This window comes from Nostoc sp. FACHB-888 (assembly GCF_014696655.1).
Classification (GTDB): domain Bacteria; phylum Cyanobacteriota; class Cyanobacteriia; order Cyanobacteriales; family Nostocaceae; genus Nostoc.
In genome coordinates this window covers 12,293-35,055 of the sequence record NZ_JACJQM010000030.1, presented here as the reverse complement: position 1 = coordinate 35,055, position 22,763 = coordinate 12,293, and the positions used below count along the sequence as shown (strand labels likewise).

The 22,763-nt window shown below is 42.8% G+C and carries 14 protein-coding genes and 1 other RNA gene; 8 read left to right on the top strand and 7 right to left on the bottom strand.

Going from position 1 to position 22,763, the window contains the following annotated elements; genetic code table 11:
- Nucleotides 1-16 precede the first annotated feature (16 nt).
- The 4 genes from H6G26_RS19225 (at nt 17) to H6G26_RS19210 (ending at nt 3,229) form a co-directional block, all read left to right on the top strand.
- Entirely contained in the window at nt 17-712 is a 696-nt protein-coding gene (locus H6G26_RS19225; RefSeq protein WP_190730781.1) for a hypothetical protein, read from the top strand.
- Nucleotides 713-761: 49 nt separating this feature from the next.
- Nucleotides 762-1,167: RNase P RNA component class A (rnpB, locus tag H6G26_RS19220), an RNA gene on the top strand.
- A gap of 157 nt (nt 1,168-1,324) precedes the next feature.
- Nucleotides 1,325-2,044: a ribonuclease III gene (gene rnc / locus H6G26_RS19215; RefSeq protein WP_190730780.1), complete on the top strand. Its 720-nt coding sequence runs from the start codon at nt 1,325-1,327 to the stop codon at nt 2,042-2,044.
- Nucleotides 2,045-2,140: 96 nt separating this feature from the next.
- Complete coding sequence (locus H6G26_RS19210; RefSeq protein WP_190730779.1) at nt 2,141-3,229, top strand: Gfo/Idh/MocA family oxidoreductase; 1,089 nt, start codon at nt 2,141-2,143, stop codon at nt 3,227-3,229.
- Between the two features lie 49 nt (nt 3,230-3,278).
- Here H6G26_RS19210 and H6G26_RS19205 read toward each other — a convergent pair whose 3' ends face one another.
- Nucleotides 3,279-5,405, bottom strand: coding sequence for an ATP-binding protein (locus H6G26_RS19205; RefSeq protein WP_190730778.1), 2,127 nt, complete (start codon nt 5,403-5,405; stop codon nt 3,279-3,281).
- Nucleotides 5,406-5,703: 298 nt separating this feature from the next.
- Here H6G26_RS19205 and H6G26_RS19200 point away from each other — a divergent pair, with 298 nt between their 5' ends.
- The 3 genes from H6G26_RS19200 to H6G26_RS19190 all read left to right on the top strand — a co-directional run bounded on the left by H6G26_RS19200 (nt 5,704) and on the right by H6G26_RS19190 (nt 8,267).
- Entirely contained in the window at nt 5,704-6,444 is a 741-nt protein-coding gene (locus tag H6G26_RS19200; RefSeq protein WP_190730826.1) for a RibD family protein, read from the top strand.
- Between the two features lie 168 nt (nt 6,445-6,612).
- Nucleotides 6,613-7,794: a GNAT family N-acetyltransferase gene (locus tag H6G26_RS19195; protein ID WP_190730825.1), complete on the top strand. Its 1,182-nt coding sequence runs from the start codon at nt 6,613-6,615 to the stop codon at nt 7,792-7,794.
- Between the two features lie 89 nt (nt 7,795-7,883).
- The gene (locus H6G26_RS19190) at nt 7,884-8,267 is read left to right on the top strand and encodes a DUF4346 domain-containing protein (RefSeq protein ID WP_190730777.1); all 384 of its coding nucleotides are present in this window, start codon (nt 7,884-7,886) and stop codon (nt 8,265-8,267) included.
- A gap of 52 nt (nt 8,268-8,319) precedes the next feature.
- On the opposite strand, the gene H6G26_RS19185 is transcribed toward H6G26_RS19190, so the two are convergent.
- The 6 genes from H6G26_RS19185 to H6G26_RS19160 all read right to left on the bottom strand — a co-directional run bounded on the left by H6G26_RS19185 (nt 8,320) and on the right by H6G26_RS19160 (nt 20,581).
- Nucleotides 8,320-9,057 carry a TPM domain-containing protein gene (locus tag H6G26_RS19185; RefSeq protein WP_190730776.1) on the bottom strand — a complete coding sequence of 246 codons (738 nt, stop codon included), beginning with the start codon at nt 9,055-9,057 and terminating at the stop codon, nt 8,320-8,322.
- Between the two features lie 584 nt (nt 9,058-9,641).
- On the bottom strand, nt 9,642-15,221 hold the full coding sequence (locus H6G26_RS19180; RefSeq protein ID WP_190730775.1) for a response regulator: 5,580 nt from the start codon (nt 15,219-15,221) through the stop codon (nt 9,642-9,644).
- A gap of 91 nt (nt 15,222-15,312) precedes the next feature.
- Nucleotides 15,313-18,243 carry a methyl-accepting chemotaxis protein gene (locus tag H6G26_RS19175; RefSeq protein WP_190730774.1) on the bottom strand — a complete coding sequence of 977 codons (2,931 nt, stop codon included), beginning with the start codon at nt 18,241-18,243 and terminating at the stop codon, nt 15,313-15,315.
- A 14-nt stretch (nt 18,244-18,257) separates the two neighbouring features.
- Entirely contained in the window at nt 18,258-18,788 is a 531-nt protein-coding gene (locus tag H6G26_RS19170) for a chemotaxis protein CheW (RefSeq protein WP_190730773.1), read from the bottom strand.
- Between the two features lie 13 nt (nt 18,789-18,801).
- Complete coding sequence (locus H6G26_RS19165) at nt 18,802-19,167, bottom strand: response regulator (protein ID WP_190730772.1); 366 nt, start codon at nt 19,165-19,167, stop codon at nt 18,802-18,804.
- 238 nt (nt 19,168-19,405) lie between these two features.
- Nucleotides 19,406-20,581, bottom strand: a complete 1,176-nt coding sequence (locus H6G26_RS19160) for a response regulator (protein ID WP_190730771.1) — start codon at nt 20,579-20,581, stop codon at nt 19,406-19,408.
- A gap of 385 nt (nt 20,582-20,966) precedes the next feature.
- Here H6G26_RS19160 and hmpF point away from each other — a divergent pair, with 385 nt between their 5' ends.
- On the top strand, nt 20,967-22,727 hold the full coding sequence (gene hmpF, locus H6G26_RS19155) for a pilus motility taxis protein HmpF (RefSeq protein ID WP_190730770.1): 1,761 nt from the start codon (nt 20,967-20,969) through the stop codon (nt 22,725-22,727).
- The last annotated feature ends 36 nt before the right edge of the window (nt 22,728-22,763 follow it).

Here is a 22,763-nt window from a genome sequence, read left to right as displayed (position 1 = left end):
GTTAATATTATAAGTTATGAGGAGTAGCGACCAGAATTTAGTAGTTTTAACGATTTATATTATCGGTGTTTCATACGTTTTTAACCGCATGATTGAATCCATCGATGATCAAATTAAGTTTGAGTTTAAAAAAGGAATCGTTGACGAGCAACTCAAAGAAAACAATCTCGACGATAAAATTGGGATTTCCTTTAGACTCAAATCCTCATACCCAATTGACGATTTGAAAGATTTATCGATTAGTATTGAAAATAAATCTGAAAATATTGCTGTATACGTTGACTGGGACAACAGTTCTTTAGTAGTTGAACATAGCAAGCAATCGCGCCGCGTAATTCGGAAATCACCAGACTTAACCCGCGACTTAGCTGTGCCCCAAAGTCCTAGCCTGATTGCCCCCAAGAAAACACTTTCTGAAACGGTGACAGCAGAAGATGTTTTCCAGCGCGATCAAGTAGCTGGAACCTATTCAGCAAAAAAACCTTTAATTGATATCAACGGGCTGCAAAAAGGGCAAAAAAAATTGTACAACGACTTTATTAACAGAAGAAAGCAATTGGACTTTTCCCTGCAACTGGTGCTACGGATATCTGAGGTGCGTTTAGGTCTAGCCCCAGGTCGTGATTTTCCTCCCATTAGCATTATCAATTGTCCTTTCACAGTCAGGAAACTACCTTGGACTTACGCTCTACCTTGGAATAAAAAAAAGTAATGCCATGTCAACATACTACGTCAACCAAAGATTACACTGGATCTAAGGAGAGAGTAGGCGCAGGCGGTTGCAGATCAGTCATAGTTACTGGTTTGAGGAAAGTCCGGACTCCCGAAAGACCAAACTTGCTGGATAACGTCCAGTGCGAGCGATCGTGAGGATAGTGCCACAGAAAGATACCGCCAGGACAATTAAAAATTAAAAATTAAAAATGTAAAATGAGTAATTTTTAATTGATCCTGGTAAGGGTGCAAAGGTGCGGTAAGAGCGCACCAGCAGTATCGAGAGGTGCTGGCTCGGTAAACCCCGGTTGGGAGCAAGGCGATAGGAACTACGGTTGGTCTTTTACCAGTTCCGCTCAATGAGAGCCGCTAGAGGCGTTTGGTAACAAACGTCCCAGATAGATAACTGCCCTCGCAAGAGAACAGAACCCGGCTTATGTCCTGCTCTCTCCCCCCTTTTTTAGTGCTGAGTGCTGATTTACAAGAGACGCGATTCATCGCGTCTGTACAAGAGTTAGGAGTCAGAAGTAAGTATTTTCCCCCTGCCTCCCCTGCCTCCCCTGCCTCCCCTGCCTCCCCTGCTCCCCCTGCCCCCTGCCCCCTGCCCTCAATGCCCCTTGCCTATCCACGCCGTCAACGGCAACTCGAAAGTTTAGTCCAAAAATTAGGTTTGTCGCTAGAAGCACCTATAAAGTGGGAACTGCTGGATTTAGCGCTAACTCATCCGACTGTCTCTGATTCGGCAAATTATGAACAACTGGAGTTTGTTGGCGATGCAGTGGTGCGGCTGGTGTCGGCTGTTGTGTTATGGGAAAATTATCCCGATTGTCCAGTAGGGGATTTTGCGGCAATTCGTTCGGTATTAGTTAGCGATCGCATCCTCGCCCAATTAGCCAGAGTTTATGGTTTGGAATTATACTTACTAGTTGCTGGCAGTGCTACTGCTGATAAAGTTGGTCAAGAGTCACGACTGGCAGATGCTTTTGAAGCAGTTTTAGGTGCGCTTTACTTAAGCACTCAAAATCTGGAACTGATCCGCTCTTGGCTAGATCCCCACTTCCAAGAACTAACGACAGAAATTCGCCTCGATCCCGCCAGACTTAATTACAAAGCTGCTCTCCAAGAATGGACTCAGGCACAATTTAAAGTTTTACCAGAATATAGAGTTGTGGAAGTAAATCAACCGCACCGCAATCAAGAACGTTTCGTAGCTGAAGTGTGGCTGCACGGAAACAAGCTTGGAGTTGGTAAGGGGCGCTCGATTAAAACTGCTGAACAAGCCGCAGCTAAGGTAGCCTTTTTAGCAATTCCTAACCCGGAAAACCCCTAAAGAAAAAACACGGCTGATAAACTGATAATTCAATTGATTGTCAGTGGCCATTTGTCCCAAGCCCCTTGCATACTAATGACTAATAACAAATAACTAATGACAAACCAAATTAAAATTGCTGTCATCGGAGTTGGGCGTTGGGGGGTGCATCTGCTGCGGAATTTCTTAGCACATCCCCAAGTAGATGTAGTTGCTGTAATAGACCCCCATCCAGAACGATTAGCGGCGATAAAACAGCAGTTTAATTTAGATGATAATGTAGTCTTAACAACCCAGTGGGAGGATCTAAAGAAAGTTTCAGGGTTAACAGGGGTAGCGATCGCAACTCCAGCTACCACCCACTATGCTTTAATTAAAGACGCTCTCCAACAGGGATACCATGTTTTAGCTGAAAAACCCTTAACTCTCGACGCAGGAGAATGTCGAGAACTTTGCTACTTAGCAGAGCAAAATCATTTAATACTAATGGTTGACCATACTTATTTATTTCACCCAGCAGTTGAGCAAGGAAAAACTGTAGTACAAGCGGGTAAATTAGGAGATTTACGCTATGGCTACGCGACGCGCACCCATTTGGGGCCTGTCCGGCAAGATGTTGATGCGCTGTGGGACTTAGCTATTCACGATATTGCTATCTTTAACGCTTGGCTGGGACAGATTCCTGTGAAAGTACAAGCTACGGGTACAGTGTGGCTACAGGAAGCAGGGGAGCAGGGGAGCAGAGGAGCAGAGGGCAAGAAAGATACAAATTCTCCTCTGCCTGAAGGTTTGGCTGACTTAGTATGGGTAACACTGACATACCCAGATGGCTTTCAAGCTTATATTCACTTGTGCTGGCTGAATCCTGATAAGCAGCGACGATTAGGGATTGTGGGTAGCCTTGGTAGTTTAATTTTTGATGAAATGTCGCAATCATCACCTCTAATCCTGCTACATGGGGAGTTTGAACAGCAGGGCAATCAATTTATTCCGGTAAATCAAAGGCAGGAGGTGCTGGAATTAGAGCTAGGGGAACCATTGGGGCGAGTTTGCTCCTGCTTTGTTGTCTCTGTTCTCAACAATACTCCCTCAGAGATTTCATCTGGTTGGGTAGGCACACAGTTAGTAGAAATTCTTGCTGCTCTAACACTATCTCTTCAGCAAGGCGGCCAACCTGTTTTTATTGACAAGCGCTCTCAACTTTAATCTTCTGGAAAATCCAAATTTCTTTTTTTGAATTAGAGTCTAGCAAAGATTACCTTTGAGAAGTCCCATTTGCATAAACTTCTACTTTTGGAAGACTTACCAAGAGAGTTTGCTGCGGCGAAAGACTAATCTCGTAAGTTTCGTTCCCCAGTAACACCTGGAATTTCGAGGACTTCTCTTTGTCTCCACCTGCTTTTACAGATTTGTTGATCCCCAAAGAAGGATTTTTCCCAGACTCCTGTAGGCTAGGGTAATGGCTTGCTTTTGCCCCGTCATTCCCAGAGGAAAATCCTAGATCCCCTACATTTCCTTCTTTCTTGGGAACAGCTAACAGCGAGATATCAATCAAGGGTAAGGTAATCTTCAGTGTCGTACCTTGATGAAGCCCCGCACTCTCAAGAGTAATACTGCCTCCCATGAGTTCGATTAAGTTTCGTGAAATTGCTAGTCCCAGTCCAGTACCTTCAAACTGGCGCGTGGTTGTGCCATTCACCATTACAAAGGGGCGAAATAGTTTGTGTTGTTGAGTGGGATCAATGCCTATACCTGTATCCTTGACAGCGACCACCACCTGAGATTTACCATTACTAGATTGAATTTCTGTAGCGATGGTGATGCTTCCTGTATCAGTGAACTTAGTAGCATTGCCGATAACATTAATCAGCACCTGCCTCAATTTTGGTGCATCCGCCTTAATTGGTATCACTTGGGGATCTAACTCGCATTTCAATTGCAAGCCCTTTTGTTGAACATTAACTGATTGTAAATTAATCACCTCTAACAATATTTGTCGGAGGTCAAGAGGTGCCATGACTACTGAAAGCTTACCTGCTTCAATTTTAGAAATGTCGAGTAAATCATTAATAATACTTAGCAAGTGAATTGTTGTTTCATCGGCACGTTTGAGAAACTCCATTTCTTCTTCCCGGCTATCACATAAGCCATCTTCAACCAGGCGAATACAGTTAATAATAGTATGTAATGGGTTTCTCAATTCATGAGAAGTCGTAGCCAAAAACTGGCTTTTAATCTGGTTAGCGCTTTTTGCTTCTTTCCAAGCTATTTCTAGTTCTTCTGCCCCAGCTTTGAGCCGTTCTACCATTTGGTCTAATGCTTGGGCCAGTTGATTAAATTCCCGGATTTGAAAATTGTGCGGAACTGGTTGTGCGGCGTGGTGAGAGTGAATATTGAGAGCATAGTCTCGCAATTCTTCTACAGGGCGTGCCAAGTAAGGAGCTAGGTATAGGGATGCTAACAAACTTGCACCAATCAAACCAACTGTTAAAACGATAAGGATTAGTTTGATTTCCTCTAAACCAAAAAGTGCATTATCGACACTAGTAACAGCTAAGACTATCCATTTTTGCTGCTGTTGGGTAAGTGGATTTGCAATAGCCGTATAGCCAGCTACTAATTCGTTACCTTGTGTAAAAGAGAAATTTATCGAACTCTTTTGTCCTGCAATGGCATTTTTTATTATGCTCTTGAGTTGCGAAGCATTTGGGTGCTGATTAATATTAGTTCCTACCCAGTCTGTGAATGGGTGAGCCAAAACCGTTCCATCTTCAGCAATCACTACCATAGCGCCTGTAAGCGATCCCGGCGGATTTCTGATTTGTTGATACAATGCAGACTGAATACTTAAACTGTAAACTAAATTTTTTTGGCTATCAGAGACTGGTGCAGATAACACTACTTGCAGTTGATTTTGTGCATTTATTTTTCCAGTCATTCCTGTCTTTGGCGGGAAGATTGCTTTGACATCAATTCCGTCGCTAGGTAAAGGTAATGTCAATTCTGCAATTGCTTGATCCCCACAGCTACTAGCAATTATTTTTTGGCTTAATAAATTTGTTAATTGGATGCACTCAATACTAGCTGGAAGTTGTTGCTTTAAGTGCGTGAGAATTTCTTGCTCTTGTATAGGCAATTCCGACGGAATCACCGTTGTTTTACTTACACTTAGCAAAGTAGCTCTTAAAAGAGCGATCGCATCTCCAATTCTTTGCCCCTTACTGATAGCGCTTTCCGTTAAATTTTGACGTGCAGTTCCCAATATGCTAGAACGTGCCTTATTCAAGGCAACAATCTCACCTATAAGTAGGACTGGGACGAACAGAAGCAGTATTCTCGTTACTAAAATTCGACGAAAGGAAGATTGGCGGGAATTAGTCATCGAGTGTCTCACTTTGCATCTGCAAACCACAACAGCAAAGATATGTAATTAGACGAGCTAGATGAGACATTTTATTAAATTACCAAAATTTTATTTTCAATGTTTAAAAATAACAAATTGCTATAATTCAAAAAGAAACGTGGGATACCAAAATTCATATATGCTTGATGTAGAAACAATTTGTGTTGCATATAAATACAGGAGTGAAATTGTAAAATAGTAGCTTGCAGGCATGGATTTTTTTGAAAATCTACACACTAGCAAAGAAAATATTCAACCTATCAAATCAATCAATTTAATGTTGCAACATCGTCCTCATACTACAGTTGTTTTAGCAATGAGTGCAGATGGAAAAATAGCAGATTTTAGGCGATCGCCTGCTCGGTTTGGCTCAGGGGTTGATAAAGCACACTTAGAAAAGCAAATTGCGGCCTCTGATGCGGTTTTATTCGGTGCTGGTACTCTCCGGGCCTATGGAACAACACTTACTGTATCAGATCCAATCCTAATGGAACTTCGGGCACAAGCAGGGAAGCCTCGGCAGCCAGTTCATATAGTGACTACACACTCTGCAAACCTCAATCCGGAAATCAACTTTTTCAAGCAACCAGTTAGACGCTGGCTACTCACGACAACAGCGGGAGCGCTTTCATGGAACGGACGCTTACAGACGCTTACCTCAACTGTGGGAACGGAAGCACAGGAGTGCCCTCCAGAATTTGAGCAGATTTTGGTTTTTGAAACACCAAAGCGAGAAATTGACATCCCCGCAGCTTTAAAGCATCTAGCCACTCTACATATAACACGCTTGGTGATCTTAGGTGGAGGTGAATTAGTCGCTTCCTTGTTGGAATTAGATTTAATTGATGAATTATGGCTAACTGTCTGTCCACTGATTTTAGGTGGTAATACCGCACCCACACCCGTAGAAGGGAAAGGGTTTTTACCCGATTTAGCTCCCAAGCTGCAACTTCTAGAAGTTAATGCAGTTGAGCAAGAAGTGTTTTTGCACTATCGCCTGCAACGACCAGCAGATTAGATTACCCTAAGTAAAGTTATTGAGGATTGGGCATGGGGAAGAGGCAGAGGGGCAGGGAGCAGGGAGCAGAGGAGAAAGAGCTAATTTTTTATTCTCCCCCTTCCCTCCTTCCCCCTGCTCCTCTTCCCCCCACTCCCCACTCCCCACTCCCCTAAAAAAACCCAGATAATTGTGGAACAACTTAAGCCTCGCTATTCTGTCGTTTGGACGAACAAAATTGCTGAAGTACCCCAAAATGCCTGGAATGCTTTGGCAATACCACTCAAAACGCCATTTTTAGAATGGGAGTGGCTGAACAATATCGAAACCTCCCAGAGTGCTACGGCTAAAACTGGTTGGTTGCCAAATCACTTGACATTGTGGCGAGATAGAACGCTGATTGCCGCTGCGCCGCTTTATCTCAAAGGACATAGTTCTGGTGAATTTGTTTTCGATCACCAATGGGCAGAGTTAGCCGATCGCATCGGAGTCCAATATTACCCAAAATTGCTGGGAATGTCACCATTTACCCCAGCTGAAGGTTATCGCTTCTTAATTGCCCCAGGAGAAGATGAGGATGAAATAACAGCGATGATGGTGTATGAAATTGATACCTTTTGCTCCAAAAATAGAATTTCTGGGTGTCATTTTCTCTATGTCGATCCCCAATGGCGTCCGATGCTGGAACGGCATGGCTTTACAACTTGGCTGCACCACAGCTACATCTGGGAAAATGCTGGTTTTAAAACTTTTGATGACTACTTAAAAGTGTTTAACGCCAATCAGCGTCGCAATATCAAGCGGGAACGCAAAGCTGTGGAAAAAGCAGGTTTACGATTGCAACCGCTAAGTGGTGATGAAATTCCCTACTCTTCATTTCCTTTAATGCACCAATTCTATGCCGACACCTGTGATAAGTTTGGCTGGTGGGGTAGCAAGTATCTCACTCGGCGGTTTTTTGAGCAGCTATACACCGATTATCGCCATCGAGTTTTGTTTTTTGCTGCATATAGCGAGCAAGATAACTCTCATCCTTTAGGAATGTCATTTTGTTTGTTTAAAGGTGACAAACTCTATGGACGCTATTGGGGAAGTTTTCAAGAAATAGATTGCTTACATTTTGATGCTTGCTATTATGCGCCGATTGAGTGGGCGATCGCTAACAATATCCAAAATTTTGACCCTGGCGCGGGTGGACGCCACAAAAAACGGCGCGGGTTCCCTGCTGTGCCCAATCACAGTTTGCACCGCTTTTACAATAATCGTTTAGGACAAATTTTACGTCCCTATATTAAAGAAGTGAATCAACTCGAACAGCAGGAAATTGAGGCAATTAATGCAGACTTGCCATTTAGTAACCGAGATTCTTGAAAAATGCCAAGGCAGAGGATGAACGACGAATTACACTGGATATATAGTGTAAAAACCCTCAAGAAAGAAAATTTCTTTTTATAATGCTTATGGATTTAGTAGTTGAAGATTTAGCTGCAATTGATGATAAACTTTCCCAGCGTCATATTGACCTTGACCCCGGTGGATATTTCATTATTTACTTGGATCGAGACGCAGGTTTAATTTATGCCAAGCATTTCACAAATGTGATTGACAATCGCGGTTTAGCTGTCGATCCTGAAACAGGAAAGGTAATTCCAGCACGAGGAAAGGTAGAACGAATTCACACGACGCTTTTTAGTGGAAGGACGGCGAAAGAACTTTGCGTGAAAATATTTGAGGAAACTCAGCCTTCTCCTGTAACTCAATTAAATCATGCAGCTTATTTGGGTCGAGAATTTGTTCGGGCTGAGGTAGCTTTAGTCAAAGAGCAAGAGTATGTTCAAGATTAAAGTTAGGAGTGAGGAGTTAAGAGTTAGAAAATCCTAACTCCTAACTCTTCCATTACCCATCAGATGATGGCTGATTTATCTGATAGATATAGTAAGTCGCCATTGGGATAACGGTGGCGGCAATTAACAATCCTACTACCCAAGCTGTAGCGTTACCTTGGTTGGTTTCTTCTGCTTTCTTGAACGTGCCTTCTACCTGCACATTGTCAGCGATTTGGGGTGGCCCTGGATCGGGTTTGCCAGAGAGGACAGCCACAAGGCGATCGCTTGCATCTATAAATGCCTGATTGTATTTGTTACCATTGCGTAACGGCACACTTACTGTTTCAGTAGCTACACTTTCAGCAATAGAGTCAGTGAGTAAAGGTTTTACTTGATCACCACTAACAATCGCAGTACCGTTGGTAACGGTATCAATAACCAATAAAGTTTCATTAGCTTGGGCTTCTTTTGTAGGAAACCATTTTTCAAACAGTTCTTTGGTGAAGCTTTCCGGTGTTTCTCCGTAGTCGAGGCGGCGAACAGTAACAATTCTAACTTCCTTACCTGTTTGCTTGGCCAAATCCTCGAAAGCGGTGTTAATCTTACCTTCATTCAGACGGCTGATAACTTCACCTTGATCTAAAACCCAGGTGTTATTCCCTGCTGTGAGGTTGGGTATTTGATTCACACCTGTGGCAAAAGCAGGTGTGGCAAACAGCGAGCCTGCTAAAATAATCGTCACCAAAGGGAGAATTAGCCGGATGAGGTGTTTTTGACTGCTAAATACTTGTTTGAAGAGCTGTTTCATTGTATGAACCCTAAGACAGACTTGCACCAAAAATACTACAGAACCACTGTCAAAATCACCTCGTTCCCAATTTTCTCCACTTTTAAGTTTCCGCTACTGCCAGCAGATATATATTCTCAGGTATTTTTTGATTGTACAAACTTGTTTTGAAGCCAGATGCAAGCATTAACCTGACATTAACAGCCTTACTGAGTGACAAGAAATATCGCCCATCTTCATCTTGGGGACTAACCCAAAAACTTAGGGCAGAATTTGCAAAACCATGTAGGAATTATATCGTAATTTTTGGCAGAATCAAGTATATTTTTTAATATCTGCAAGTAGCCATTGATGGGTTGATATCTGCATTTTTGTTTTTGGATACTTTAGCTAAATCTATACCAATTTTTTCTTGAGCTTTGTAATCAGTTGAAAATCACGCTCATAAAGTCCCTCAAACAATTTGTGTGAAATGTAGCCGTGAGCGATCGCCAGATAATTTAACAACCCTAGTACCCTGAGCGCTATAGCGATTGTTACATTTTAATTTTTATCTGGTTTAAATAAGAAACCTTAATAGGTTTACTATCAAGGTTTCTTATTTACTAAACATTACTCGTACTGCTAACAAGTTTTTCCCCTTTCAACATCCGCGCCGCAGCTTCGAGGAGAGCTTCTTCGAGATAGGGCTTAGTGAAGTAACCACTAGCACCGAGTTGAGCTGCTATTTGTCTGTGCTTGTCTGCACCCCGTGAGGTAAGCATCGCTATGGGTAAGTGGTTGAGGTTAGAGTCTTTCTGAATGCGAGAGAGTAATTCCAGGCCATCGCAACGAGGCATTTCGATGTCGCAAAATACGATATCGCAAGGCAGACCGGAGCGCAGTTTATCCCAAGCTTCCTGTCCGTCACGCGCCTGTTCTACACGATAACCTGCCTTATTAAAGGTTAGAGAAAGCAACTCTCGGACTGTAATCGAGTCATCGACGATCAGCACTGTCGGGTCAATCTTCGTAGGAGAGGTGTCTACAGGAATCCCTTTCTGTTGCCAAGAATTGCCACCAGTTCGCGTAGAAATCCGTCCTTGGAAGATGTCAATTATTTCTAGTACGTCAGCAATAGGCATAATCCGACCATCGCCCAGGACTGTAGCACCAGCTACACCAATGGGTTTAGGCGCTGGTCCTTCAAATTGCTTAATTACAATTTCTTGTTCGCTCAACACTAGGTCAATCTGTAGAGCAATCAAAGTATTTGCCGATCGCACCACGACAACAGAAACCATATCATCATCTCTAGTGCCGCCATAGACATTACCGCGACTGATTTGGCGATTGAAGGTTAAAAGTTCCTTCAGGGGTCGAAATGGCAACACTGTATCGCGCCAGGAAATAAATGATTCCCCATTGGCATCGTGCTGAATATTTTTGACTGGTATATCCAGCGTATCTTCTACACCGTCCATCGGGAAAGCAATCCTAGCTCGATCAGAGACACAGCAGAGAGCTTTACAAATACTCAGAGTCAATGGCAGACGGATAGTGAAGGTGGTTCCCTTGCCGATCGCAGAATCGGTATTCACTGTCCCCCGAATTTCGCTAATCTCGGAGCGTACTACGTCCATACCCACACCACGACCAGAAATTTCATCTGCTTGGTCTTTGATTGTAAAACCAGACTGGAACAGCAGATCGTAAACTTCCAGGCGAGACATGGCTTTTGCCTGCGCTTCTGTAATCATGCCAATCTTCACTGCCTTAGCCTTAACCTTTGCTGAGTCGATACCTGCGCCATCATCGCCTACAGAAATGATTGTTTGGTTGCCTTGGTGGAACGCACGGATAGTAATGATTCCTACAGGTGGTTTACCAGCAGCTTGTCGTTCTTCTGGCGTTTCAATACCGTGAGCGATCGCATTATTTAGCATATGAGTTAACGGATCGGTCAGATGATCCAAAATCATCTTGTCAATTAAGGTATCGCCACCTTCGATCACCAACTCTACTTGTTTGCCACACTTGATGGCGTTGTCGCGCACTCCTCGCCGCCAGCGATCAATAGTTTGAGCAAAAGGCACCATTCGTGCTCTTGTTAATCCCTCTTGTAGCTGGGTGGTTACTTGGCGGAACTGCCTTGCTACTCGCTCGGTTTCTTCGGTAACAAAATCAATGTCACTTGCCGACTCACGCACTCGCACAATGCGTTCAATCATCTGCTGTGAGAGTGTATGAAAGGGAGTAAAATGATCCATTTCTAACTCGTTAAAACCCCGATCAGCATTGGAATTAGAGCCTTGGAAGCCGGAGTCTTTCTTTTTGCGTCCAGCTAACAGAGAGGCTTCTAGGAGCGATCGCTCGTACAACTCCTGCATTCTTGCGCCTACATCGGAGAGTTGTTGTACCTGAATCAGCAAGTTATCTAACGACTGCCGCAGCCGTTCATGATCCTGCTCTAAGGTATTGCGATTTACCACCAACTCCCCAACTAAATTACTCATATCATCCAGTTGCTTAACTGGAACCTTCATCGTTTCTTCAAATCTCGCAGCTCTACGAGTAGAGGAACGTGGAGCTTTGCTGGTGTTCGATTTTGCTACTGGTGAATGAGATATTGTTTGATCCGCTTCTGCGAGCAACTTCTCTAAGTCGCCAAATTCATCTATAGCTGGTGATGGAACGGTATTTGTCGCTAAGACTGGTTGAGTGTTGAAGGGCTGCTGTTGGCGTAGCTCATCGCTTTCGTTATCATTTGTACCTAGCAATTCCTCCAGGGCAGCAAAATCTACTTCTGGTATTGAGGTAGCTTTGGGGCTAAGTGCTACTTCCTCTCCTAGTAATGCTTCCAAGTCTGCAAAGTCATCTTCTGGAGCAACTACTTCAACGGTTTCTCTCGTTACCAATTCTTCAGTTGAGGTAACAATAGCGTTTTCACTCTCTGACACTAATACAGGTTCAGATGTCTCTGTCTCTGCTAGATCCCACAATTCGGTTTCTACACCTTCTTGAATAACCGTTTGTGTGAAATCATTAACATCTTGCAAATCAATTGTTATCGCGCTTTCTCTTAATTCTTTCTGGTTTTCTGATTCTAATAGAGCAGTTTCTGTAAACAATAAATCATCTGCCAAACCAAGCTCTGTAACTTCTACATCTGTCTTTTCTGGGAGATCAAAGGCAGTGTCTAAGTTATTGTTCGGCTCAATATTTAAAACTTCTGTGCTTGTCTGGGCTGAATCTAAAGTTTCCCTAGAACTGATATCTAAAGAAGTTTCTGTAGTCGATGGTTCATCCACAGTATTATCTGTGGTTTCCATCTGAATATAAGTGGAGTCTGTAGTGATCTCAAACAGCAGTTGCGGATTTTCATTGAAAGAGCCAAACAAATCATCTGGCTGTGCTTGAGGCAATGCTGAATCTGGAGTTTCCTCAGAACTGATATCTAGATAATTTTTTGTAGTCGATGGTTCATCCACAGTATTATCTGTGGTTTCCATCTGAATATAAGTGGAGTCTGTAGCTACATCCTCAAACAGAAGTTGCGGATTTTCATCGAAAGAGCCAAACAAATCATCTGGGTGTGCTTGAGGCAATGCTGAATCTAAAGAATTTTCTATAGCCGATGGTTCATCTACAGTATTATCTGTGCTTCCCATCTGAATATAGGTGGAGTCTGTAGCGACATCTTCAAACAGCAGTTGCGGATTTTCATCGAAAGAGCCGAGCAAATCAAGTTCCAGATCAACAGCAGATATCTCTGGGGGCTGATTAGTAAATTCTGGAATAAAATCTAAAGCTTCTGGTTGTTGCGATCGCTTGAGAATTTCTTCCCCTAGATGCTGCGCGAACAAAAGCGTTTCAGGCGGGGAGGGCTGTATGCGATCGCTGATTTCAGGTGAAATAGTTGAGTTCGTATCTAACTCATCAAATAAATCATCTCCCGAATCTGATGAGAATATTAAGCCTAGCTGCTCTTGCTGCTGAAAATTGATATCAAAATCATCTTCTATGTCAAAACTGGCTACAGGAGAAGGTATTGGCTGCTGACTATTGGCAAAAATGTCATCAGCCGCAGCAAACAAACTTTCCTCTAACGCTTTTTCCACATTTTGCTCAATTAAGGAATCGAATTCGTCCTGTTCCTCTGTGGCTTCCTGGTTCCAGAAGTTGCTTAGATCATTTTCTGAATCAGAAAACTCAGGTGTTGTTGCTGGAAATGTACCAAATAAATCACCAAGTTCTGGTTCACTTGTAGGCAATAGTGTCTGTTCTTCCATTTCAGCAAACAGGTTATCCAAAGACAAGCTTGTTTGCTGGGGTAATTCTATGTAGTCACTAGGGGTAATTTCTTCTACCCAATTTGCATTTCTAGTTTCTAAGAATAAGTTATCAAAACTATTTTGTTGGTTAGTAGATAGCTCCACTCTGGCGAACGCCTCAGTTTCTTGTTGAGTTATTTCGCCTGTAGGTAATAGTTCTTCGACATCATCATCTAGTTCCAGTGTCAATAAATCTTCAACTACATTGTTTTTGTTGACACTATTTTGGGCAGTTTCCCCAGGAGGCTGGCTTATATTACTAGGAATATCAATAAATTCTGGTAAATTTTCGGCAGCAGAAGAGTCTAAATTTATATCAAGTACGCTAAAATCGCTCAACTGTAAAGTCGTCGCAGATGTTTGTTGAGTTTGCGGTTCTGAATTTTCTTTTTCTATGAAATTGTCGCCAAATAACAGGGATAAATCTTCTGTCATGGCTGTATTTGTTAGATGTTGCTCATTGCTTGTGTCTTCATCAAAAGATAGAAAATCGGATAAATCACTATGAGCATCTTCAGCATCAGTGCTACTGAAATCAATCCCAAAGTTTTCGGTGGCAACAGTATCTAAGGTTTCTTCTTGATGCCAGCTTTCATCTAGTTCGGGAGTATCACCTTCAAATAAATCGGCAAGGGTATTTAACTCAGCTATTCCTACCTCTGGCCCATTAGGATCAAGATTACTACTGACTGGATGTACTTCGTCATGTGTGGTGATAAGACTAGTGTGGTTTAGTGGTGTCCCTTGTTGAAGATAAGGGCGAACGCTAGTATCTTCGTCTAGATTAAATTCTTCAGTTGTCTGGGCTAAGTTAGTTATCACTAACGGCTCGGTGTTACCAAATATAATTGGCTCTAACGCAGTTGATGATTCTGTCAAAGCCGCAGACTGTTCGTTAAACAAATCAGGGATAACTTCTAATAACTCAATTTCTGCAAAGCTCAAAAGTGCTTCTAGTTGTTGACTAATTGCAATTTCGGCTTCTCTACCTTGCAGGATTAATTCTTGAGCTTGCTTGATTTCGGTAATGACAATTTTAGCTAACGTGAGATAGGTATTTTCAGGATTGCCGATCGCACTGGCTGCTGCTTGACACAAACCACACCAATTGGACAAATTCCAAGTCTCACCAAGTTTGACTAACTGGTAACAGCATTGTTGAAGATTTTGCCGAGTTGAGGGTGTTGTGGTTTGCTTAAACAGTTGCAACATTTCCCGCAGTCTTTGTAACACCTGGGCTTGAAACTCGCCCCAATTATGATTTTCTTTAGCGGTAGCTACCGCTCGTACCTCTTGAGGTGTTACTGAGAAGGATATTTCTGGAGATTGCTGATGGGTATCTTCTGGCAAACTAGGAACATCTTGGCGTAGAAAAAGTTCTGTAAGTGCGGAGACATTCTCTACAGAGGTTGTGTGTAGTTCTGTTGTGCTAGCTACTCCACCTTTCCCTTGTTCTACAAGCAGTTCTAGATGCTGATACAACCATTGAAAGACTGGCTCAGTTTCTGACATCAAAGTATTAGCTGCATCTTCGGAAAGACCATAAGGCCCACTCAAATGCTCTAACAGCGCTTTTAGGGTATCAGATACACCAAGAAACAAAGACTCTAACTTTTGGTCAATCTGAACCGGATGATCTTTGAGAACTTTGAAACAATCTTCCAGACGGTGGGAGGTATGCTGGATGCTAGTCAATCCAAGCATCGCCGCTCCTCCTTTGATGGAGTGAGCCGCCCGGAAAACCTCACTGATCATTTCCGGGTCGTTGAGGGTACCCTCTAAATTCAGCAACCCCTGCTCAATGGTATTCAGGTGATCCCTGGCTTCTTCGATAAAGTAACCCAAAATCCGCTGTTGTTGTTCCGGCAGCATAGTTTTTTAGTCATTAGTCATTGGTCATTGGTCATTGGTCATTGGTCATTGGTCATTAGCAAATAACAAAAGACAAAGGACAAATGACAATTTATCTGGTTTCCATAGTTTCCACTCGGAAACGTTCAACGGAGGCGATCAAGTCACGGGATACACCTGCTAAGTGTTGTAGGGCACCTGAAACTCGTTGTGCTTCCTGGGAAGTTTCTTGTGCAGTGAGTTCTACTGATTGCATTACGTGAGCGACGGCGCGGGAGGTTTCAGTTTGTTCCACAGTGTCGGTAGTAATCGAGCGCACAAGAATATCGATACGATTCGCCACTTGAATAATGTTTTCGAGCGATCGCTTGGCTTCTTCTGCCAATTTTGTCCCTTTAATTACTTGTTGTGTGCCTTCTTCCATCGCGGTCATTACAGAGCCTGTTTCGCTTTGGATTTGCATCACAATTTGTTCAATTTCCTTGAGAGATTTAGCAGATTTGTCAGCTAACTGGCGCACTTCGTCTGCAACGATCGCAAACCCGCGTCCAGCTTCTCCCGCCCTTGCCGCCTCAATACTAGCATTGAGTGCCAGTAAGTTTGTTCTAGAAGCAATCTGGGAAATCAACGCCACAATTTTAGAAATTTCTTGGGAAGATTCCGCCAGTCGCTTCACTTTGCGAGTGGTTTCGGCAACAGTTTCTCGAATTTCCAAAATCCCTGCCACAGTATTTTCTACTGCTTCACCACCTTTCAAGGCGATCGTACTAGCATCACGGGCAACGGTTTCAGCTTCCCGCGCCGCCTCGGCTACCCGCTGAATCGAGTCAGTCATTACCTGTACAGAATTCAGCGTCACTGCCAACTCTTCTGCTTGGCGCAAAGCATCACTAGATAAGGCTCTCGCAAAGGTTTCGGAGTTGGTTGCACCTTTTGTTACATCCTTCGCTGCCACTTTTACCTGTTGCACAATATCCCGCAGGTTTTGAATTGTCAGGTTAAAGGCATCAGCTACGGCTCCCAATACGTCGGCTGTAACTTCAGCTTGGACTGTTAAATCGCCTCTAGCAGCTCCTTCCACATCATCTAAAAGGCGAATTACCTGACGTTGCAGGTTTTCTTTGGCTTCCTCTTGTTCATCGGCTTTTCGTTGGGCTTCACTTGTAGTCGTGAAAATTACCCGTGCCATTTCATTAAAGCCAGTGGCTAAATGCCCCAACTCATCTTCAGAATACACCGTGGCTTGAGCATTCAAATTTCCTTGACGTACAGCCTCAAACTGAGCTTGCAGATCGTTGGTTGTACGCCGAATTTGTTTGAGTGCAAGATTCCCCATAAAGCCTGCGGTAGCAAAACCTGCAATCCCAGCGGCGAGGGACATTGCCCAACCTGTGTTTCGTACTGATTCTCGTTGTTGGGGTGGCGAAAATGTGGTAGCCACAAAGCTAACTGTGGCTACAACCAGCGCCGAGACAATGCCTACACTGCCAGCAATTAACCATTGTTTTCTTTCTATGGAGGCATTCTCTAATGGTGCTAACCATCCTTGCTCGACGCTGACGTTGGGTTCTAGCTTCGAGACATCTGTTTGGCTAAAAACTGGAACTTCTTCATGGGAACCAGTCATTGAGAATAGTTCCTCATCGCGATCGGCTGCATTACTTGCAGAAGCTTCCACGACTTGAGAGCGTCCACTGCCACTGGTTTCTGATGGAGCAGAATGCATTGCTAGATCACCGAAGTTAGAATCTCCTTCGAGTAGGTCAAACCCTGGAATGCTGCCTAAATCATCAAATTCCTCAAAGTCATCTAAAAATTCTATATTGCTCTTAGAATTTTCTCCATTCAGTATATTGTTTGAGTCTTCATAAGAGCTTAAACCCTCTGAGCCAAAGGCAGACTCAAATGCTTCCATATCAAAATTATCATCGTCATCAAAGCTATTTTTACCAATGAGTTCACCTGATTTTAACTGCTTTTCTTTTAAAGGTAAATTGCTGCTAAAAGATGAAGAATCATCAGATAAATCTGGAGCAAAAGCTTCTCCTACTTCAAAAGTGTTTGGCTTTAACCAATTATGCGCTTCGGTCTCAGGCAAATCATATTGACTGTGGTTGCTTGTTGAGGAACTATTTCTAAGTTCTTCGTCAACAATAAGTAAAGTTTCGTCTCCCAAACTAGATTTTGTATATTCTAATTTGTCAATACTAAGTTCTGGAAATTTTGGCTCACTCGACAAATCAGGGAAATTATTCTCTTTGTTACCAGTTTTTGAATTAGAAGATGAAAAGTTATTATTGTCAATATCTGAATTCCCGTGATCAGAATTTATCCCATTATCTGAAAAATGACTATTTACTAGTGATTCTTCATGGTTCTCTTCTGATACATCTTCTTGCCAGAAAGCGGGCAACTCTAACTCTGTTTTCACCTCCCAAGTGTTGCTACTAGACTCTTGTTCCTGTGATTCTTCATTGAAGGCAAAAGGATCGTCACCAAAAGCTGTAGAAAAATCTGATATTTGCCCTGTTCCAATACTATCTTCTGTAGGTATATCAAATGGACTATTTGAAGATAGCTCTTCAATGCCATTCCCAGTTTCTTGATGCTCTCCAAAAAAGTTCAAATCAAGATTCTTGCTGTCAAACTCCTCATTAACCTCCAAATCTCCTAATTCTTGTTCGCTATATGCCAGTGCATCAGATATCTCTGGGGAATTTATTTGCTCTTGACTACCTGATGTATCAATCTCTCCACTGAATGACTGTAAATATTGATTGATATTCTCAATTCCATTATTGGCAAAACCAATAATTTCTTGATCGTTAGTCAAGCCTAATACCTGTTGATATTCTTCTTTTGCTACATCGTACTGCTGCAAAACATAGTAGATGTGACCCCTTAACAAATGGGTATTGGGGTCTTTTGGTAAATTTTGCACCACTTGATCAACTAAAGTGGCGGCAACCTCATAATTCCTTTGAACATAGGCGGTCATCGCCTGTTGATATGTTGGCTCGAAATTATCAATACTTATTGCCATTTCCTCCTCCAATTTCATCCTGCCCACCTAGCACTTCGTAAAATTGCCATTTGATCGAGCAGCCGTAGACACTGGTTGTTTTTAGCACCTAATAACCACTCTCCACGTAAAAAGGGAGCCATAGTATCTGGAACACTGGTTGGTGGCATGAGATTCTGGACATCTAACCAGTGCATACCACCGATTTCCTCTACTGCTAAACCCACTATTGTGTCTTGCTCTTCAATGGCAATCACCGGAATTTCAGCTTTATCCGTGTTTAATGCACTTGCTTCCCCCAGAAATTGACCCAAATCAGCCACCCAAATAACTCGACCTCGTAAATTTAGAGTACCCAAAAGTAAAGGAGAAGCATTAGGAATCGGGGTGATTCTATCAGGACTTAGTTCAATTACCTCCCGAATGCCAGTTGCTTGTAGTGCAAACTCCTGATGCGAGGGAATGTAAAACCTCAAATGTAACTCACCTTCAGGACTTTCTACTTGTAATTCTGGTCGAAAATGGTCTTGACCACTGCCACTTAAAAAGTCCGGTTTGCTGACCATATTACTTTTATCCTTATCCTCGCAGCAGTTGTTTGACTGTTCCTACCAACTCAGTTGGTTGAAATGGTTTGGCTATGTAGGCATCTGCACCCTGCTTCATGCCCCAATAGCGATCAAATTCTTCGCCTTTGGAAGAACACATAACTACAGGGACATTTTGGGTTTTTGGATCGGATTTTAACCGCCGACAAACTTCGTAGCCGTTCATCCGAGGCATGACAATATCCAACACCACTAAATCGGGAGGTGCTACTTGAATTGCCTCCAATGCTTCTAATCCGTCACTGGCATGGGTTACCGTTAAACCAGTTGCTTTCAGGAGGTCTGTAATCATCTCCCTTTGCGCGATACTGTCTTCCACAATCAGAACTATACTCATAAATGTCTATTTACCTCCTGATGTAGACGTTCCTATTTGGAACATTCCCTGATTCCTCCGCAAGTATTAACTGTATAAATTAATTCTAGTTTTTGACTTTTTTCTTGGGTATTGAGATTTCACTGAGTTCGCTGACTCTGTGATAACATCTTTTACCTAATCTTTTAGTAGATCAACAAATCTTGGATCTCTTTATCTGCCCCATGCCCAATACTCCATGCCCAATGCCCAATTTTCATTAGTTGTTGATATATTTCTCTACGAGCATAAGTAACTCAGTGTCTGTAAATGGTTTTGTTAAATAATCTGTTGCCCCGACCATACTAGCTTTGACTCGATCAATAAATCCATCTTTACCAGTGAGCATGATAATCGGTATGGGTCGAAATGCTGTTGAATGCCGCAGCATGGCGCAAATCTCGTACCCCTCTAATTCCGACATGGCAATGTCGCATAAAATTAAATCCGGTTTTAGTTGAAAAACCAGACTCAGTGCCTCTAAAGGATTGGTGAGAGCGATCGCTTCATAACCTTGTGGTTGTAAGATCGAATTTATAGTCTCACCGATGGCGATCGCATCGTCAATACATACTATCCGCCCCTTGTGTTTTTCCTTCAGTTCACAGTTATCAGTCTGGGTGGTATCTGGTTTAGTTGTGAGTGAATATACTAGTTGTAACCAACTCTGTTGCACATATGGATATATTGCCTTAGCCACTGTCAAAATGTCTCGGTCGAGATAGCGAGCCAGTTGACGCAAGGATGTTTTCCCGTCAGCCCAATGTTGTAGCTTACTTACGGTTGCTTCTGGTAGCGAGGATTGTAGCTGAACTTTGTCAGATAGCACTGGCAATTGTTCCGGTGACTGAATGTGCGGATACAGCTGCTTCCACTCTTGCACCTGCTTCGTAATTTTTGTAACAAAGGGAGCAATCTCGAAAGTATTTAATTGCGGGGCAAGTGCTGCACCTTGATGGAAAATGAAGTTTCCTTGGTGTAAACTCAGCAGGTCAAAAAGGGTTTCATGCACCAAACCGTGAATGATACTACCAGCTATCTTAGGGTTGATAATATTCCGCTCCAAGAGTGCCCAAAGATAGGCATACTCTGGTGCGTCGGTTGATGGTAGGGAGGCAATTTGTTTGTCAGTGAGTCGTGTCTCAACTCTGTAATGACGTAAATAATCGTTAATTCTGGATAAACTACTCTCGCCTTCTTGACAATAGATAATTTGACCATTGAGGAAAAAGACGAACCAAGACTGTTGTTTGGGGCGATAAATGCTTGCTCCGTCTCCACGCAGTTTGTTGTTATGGTGACCAGTAGCTCTCACCCATAGTTGCCCAGTTCGCTGCCCTAAATCAATCAATTGCAAAATACTGCAAATATCAATTTCATTTAAATTTCCCTGCATTGATCTAAAAAGTACTCCTTCAGTATTGCTGAATTCAGAATTCTAAATTCTGGCTTCTTCTTTAAGTATTGATTATGGAGTATTGGCAAAATTTTTACCCTGTTTCTTGTTGCCATTAGGAAACAGATTCAGCTATAAACCTTAATCTTTCGTAATACACTTCGACAAAGCTAGTGTTAACACGGAAGTCATCATCACTGCCATCAGTACAAAATATAAAGGCGCGACTAACTCGCTTTTATAAGTATCAAGACGTAATATCTGGCGTCTATAGTTTTGTCTGTCTTGTTCTCCTAAACTTCGGTTCAGTGAGGTAAGTTAACAGAATTATTTAAGGTATATCCCAAAACATGAACTTTAAGTGCATCCATAAAGGACTAACGGTGTGCTGTATTTAGCAGAAGTACAAAAACAGAAAGGTGGTTTACTCAGTGGCGGTGCCAAAACTGAACTGAAACTGCTAGCTTGTCAGCGAACTGACCAGAATTGGAATCCTGTGTCAGAAGAAGTGATTGCGGCTGAGGACGCAAGCAAATTAAATGATGGTGCTTTGGTACTGGTTGAACTGAATCCAAATCGTCAAGTACAACGGATTCAAGAAGCAGGGCGGCCACTAGTCAACATTTTGCAGAATTTTTCCCGCCAATTGGAGAAATTTAAGCTTAAGGAAGATGAGATTGATCAGTGGAAGCAATCGCTGACGTTTCAGGCGCAAGAGTTGAATCGCCGTGAAATGGACATGGAAGTACGCTCAGAACAGTTGCAACAATTGGAGGATGAGTTGCAACAACTAGAGGAGCAAAAGCAGGAAGTTGATACATCTCGCCAAGAAATTGAACGGTTACAAACAGAAGTTGAGCGCAACCGCCTAGAATTGGAAGGCGCTTGGGAGCATTTGCGGGGTGAACAGCGCCGCCTGGAGGAACATCTTGCGGATTTCCAACAGGGGACGGTTTTGGATGAGGAGCAAAGTCGGGTAATGAGTGAGTTACTCGATCGCTTGTCTAGTCGTGTTGCTCCTACGGAGATAGTCAGAGAACAGCTGCATCTGGCCTTTGAATTGGTCGAAAAGCAGCAGGCGACTCTTACCCCACACTGGCAAAAACTCCAGGAACAAAAAACTGCGATCGCACAACAGCAAGAAGAAGTCGAGCTATTGTCACAAACATATAGCGATCGCCAAAATGCATTGCAACAAGCACAAAATTCCCTAGTCCAGCAAACAGCACAATTACAGATCAATACAGCAGACCTTACCAGCAAGCAAGAGTATGCTCAGTCAATTAAAGAGCAGTTGCGAAATGCCGAAGAGTTATATCAACAGATTCACTCTTTGGCTGCAACGTCTGGTGGTGTAGTTCTAGGACAGCAAGCTGATGTGAAAGCTTTGGATAAAATGCCTTTAGAAGAACTACAAAAGATAGTCCAAGAATTGCAACATAAGTTGGAAATAGACGCTAGCTTTGTTCACGATCAAGAACAAGAACTGAAATATAAACAAGAAGCTATAGAAGAACTGCAAAATAAATTAAGCCAAGCATCTGACCATGACCACATCAATTTGGAACTGGAATTAACGGATGAAAAAGATCTCTATCAGATGCTAAACTCCAGTCTGGTGGGACAACGCCGCAATATGCTACAGCATCAGAAGTTTCTCAAACAACACCAAGCTGTACTGCTACGGCGACAAGGACATACTGTTGCTGAGGAAGAAGAGGGTAATAAAGTTAATTTAGAACCGATTCTGTTACAAATTGAAACCCAGCGACAACAATATTCGCAGGAAATCCAAAAGTTGGAACGTGAAATTGATCAGATCCGTGCTGGTATTGAGCTAAATCAGGGAATGATTGACAATCAAACCCATGATTTGGATGAAAAGCGCCAAGAACTGAAAGCGATCGAGGAAAATTTGCTATCTCTAAGAAGAACAACTGCTGAATGCTGTGGTCGGGTGAATCTTTATCAAGAAGCACTCCAACCAATTCAGGATTCCCTCGATGGCTTACGGCAAAAGCTGCAAGGAATTGGAGAATCTTTGGATCAATTCCAGGAAACCGGTGATTCTCAAGCCCAAGCGATCGCTCAGTTGCGTCATACTCTCCAAAGTTTAATGTCTCAGCCACAATTACTAGCGTCTTAACAACTACCCAATGCTGAGGTAGTAACTGAGATCATT

Excerpts from the sequence above, each read along its gene's own strand:
- H6G26_RS19225 (WP_190730781.1), top strand. The coding sequence starts at position 17 with ATGAGGAGTAGCGACCAGAATTTAGTAGTTTTAACGATTTATATTATC.
- rnc (WP_190730780.1), top strand. The coding sequence starts at position 1,325 with ATGCCCCTTGCCTATCCACGCCGTCAACGGCAACTCGAAAGTTTAGTC.
- H6G26_RS19210 (WP_190730779.1), top strand. The coding sequence starts at position 2,141 with ATGACAAACCAAATTAAAATTGCTGTCATCGGAGTTGGGCGTTGGGGG.
- H6G26_RS19205 (WP_190730778.1), bottom strand. The coding sequence starts at position 5,405 with ATGACTAATTCCCGCCAATCTTCCTTTCGTCGAATTTTAGTAACGAGA.
- H6G26_RS19200 (WP_190730826.1), top strand. The coding sequence starts at position 5,704 with ATGTTGCAACATCGTCCTCATACTACAGTTGTTTTAGCAATGAGTGCA.
- H6G26_RS19190 (WP_190730777.1), top strand. The coding sequence starts at position 7,884 with ATGGATTTAGTAGTTGAAGATTTAGCTGCAATTGATGATAAACTTTCC.
- H6G26_RS19185 (WP_190730776.1), bottom strand. The coding sequence starts at position 9,057 with ATGAAACAGCTCTTCAAACAAGTATTTAGCAGTCAAAAACACCTCATC.
- H6G26_RS19180 (WP_190730775.1), bottom strand. The coding sequence starts at position 15,221 with ATGCTGCCGGAACAACAACAGCGGATTTTGGGTTACTTTATCGAAGAA.
- H6G26_RS19175 (WP_190730774.1), bottom strand. The coding sequence starts at position 18,243 with ATGGCAATAAGTATTGATAATTTCGAGCCAACATATCAACAGGCGATG.
- H6G26_RS19170 (WP_190730773.1), bottom strand. The coding sequence starts at position 18,788 with ATGGTCAGCAAACCGGACTTTTTAAGTGGCAGTGGTCAAGACCATTTT.
- H6G26_RS19165 (WP_190730772.1), bottom strand. The coding sequence starts at position 19,167 with ATGAGTATAGTTCTGATTGTGGAAGACAGTATCGCGCAAAGGGAGATG.
- H6G26_RS19160 (WP_190730771.1), bottom strand. The coding sequence starts at position 20,581 with ATGCAGGGAAATTTAAATGAAATTGATATTTGCAGTATTTTGCAATTG.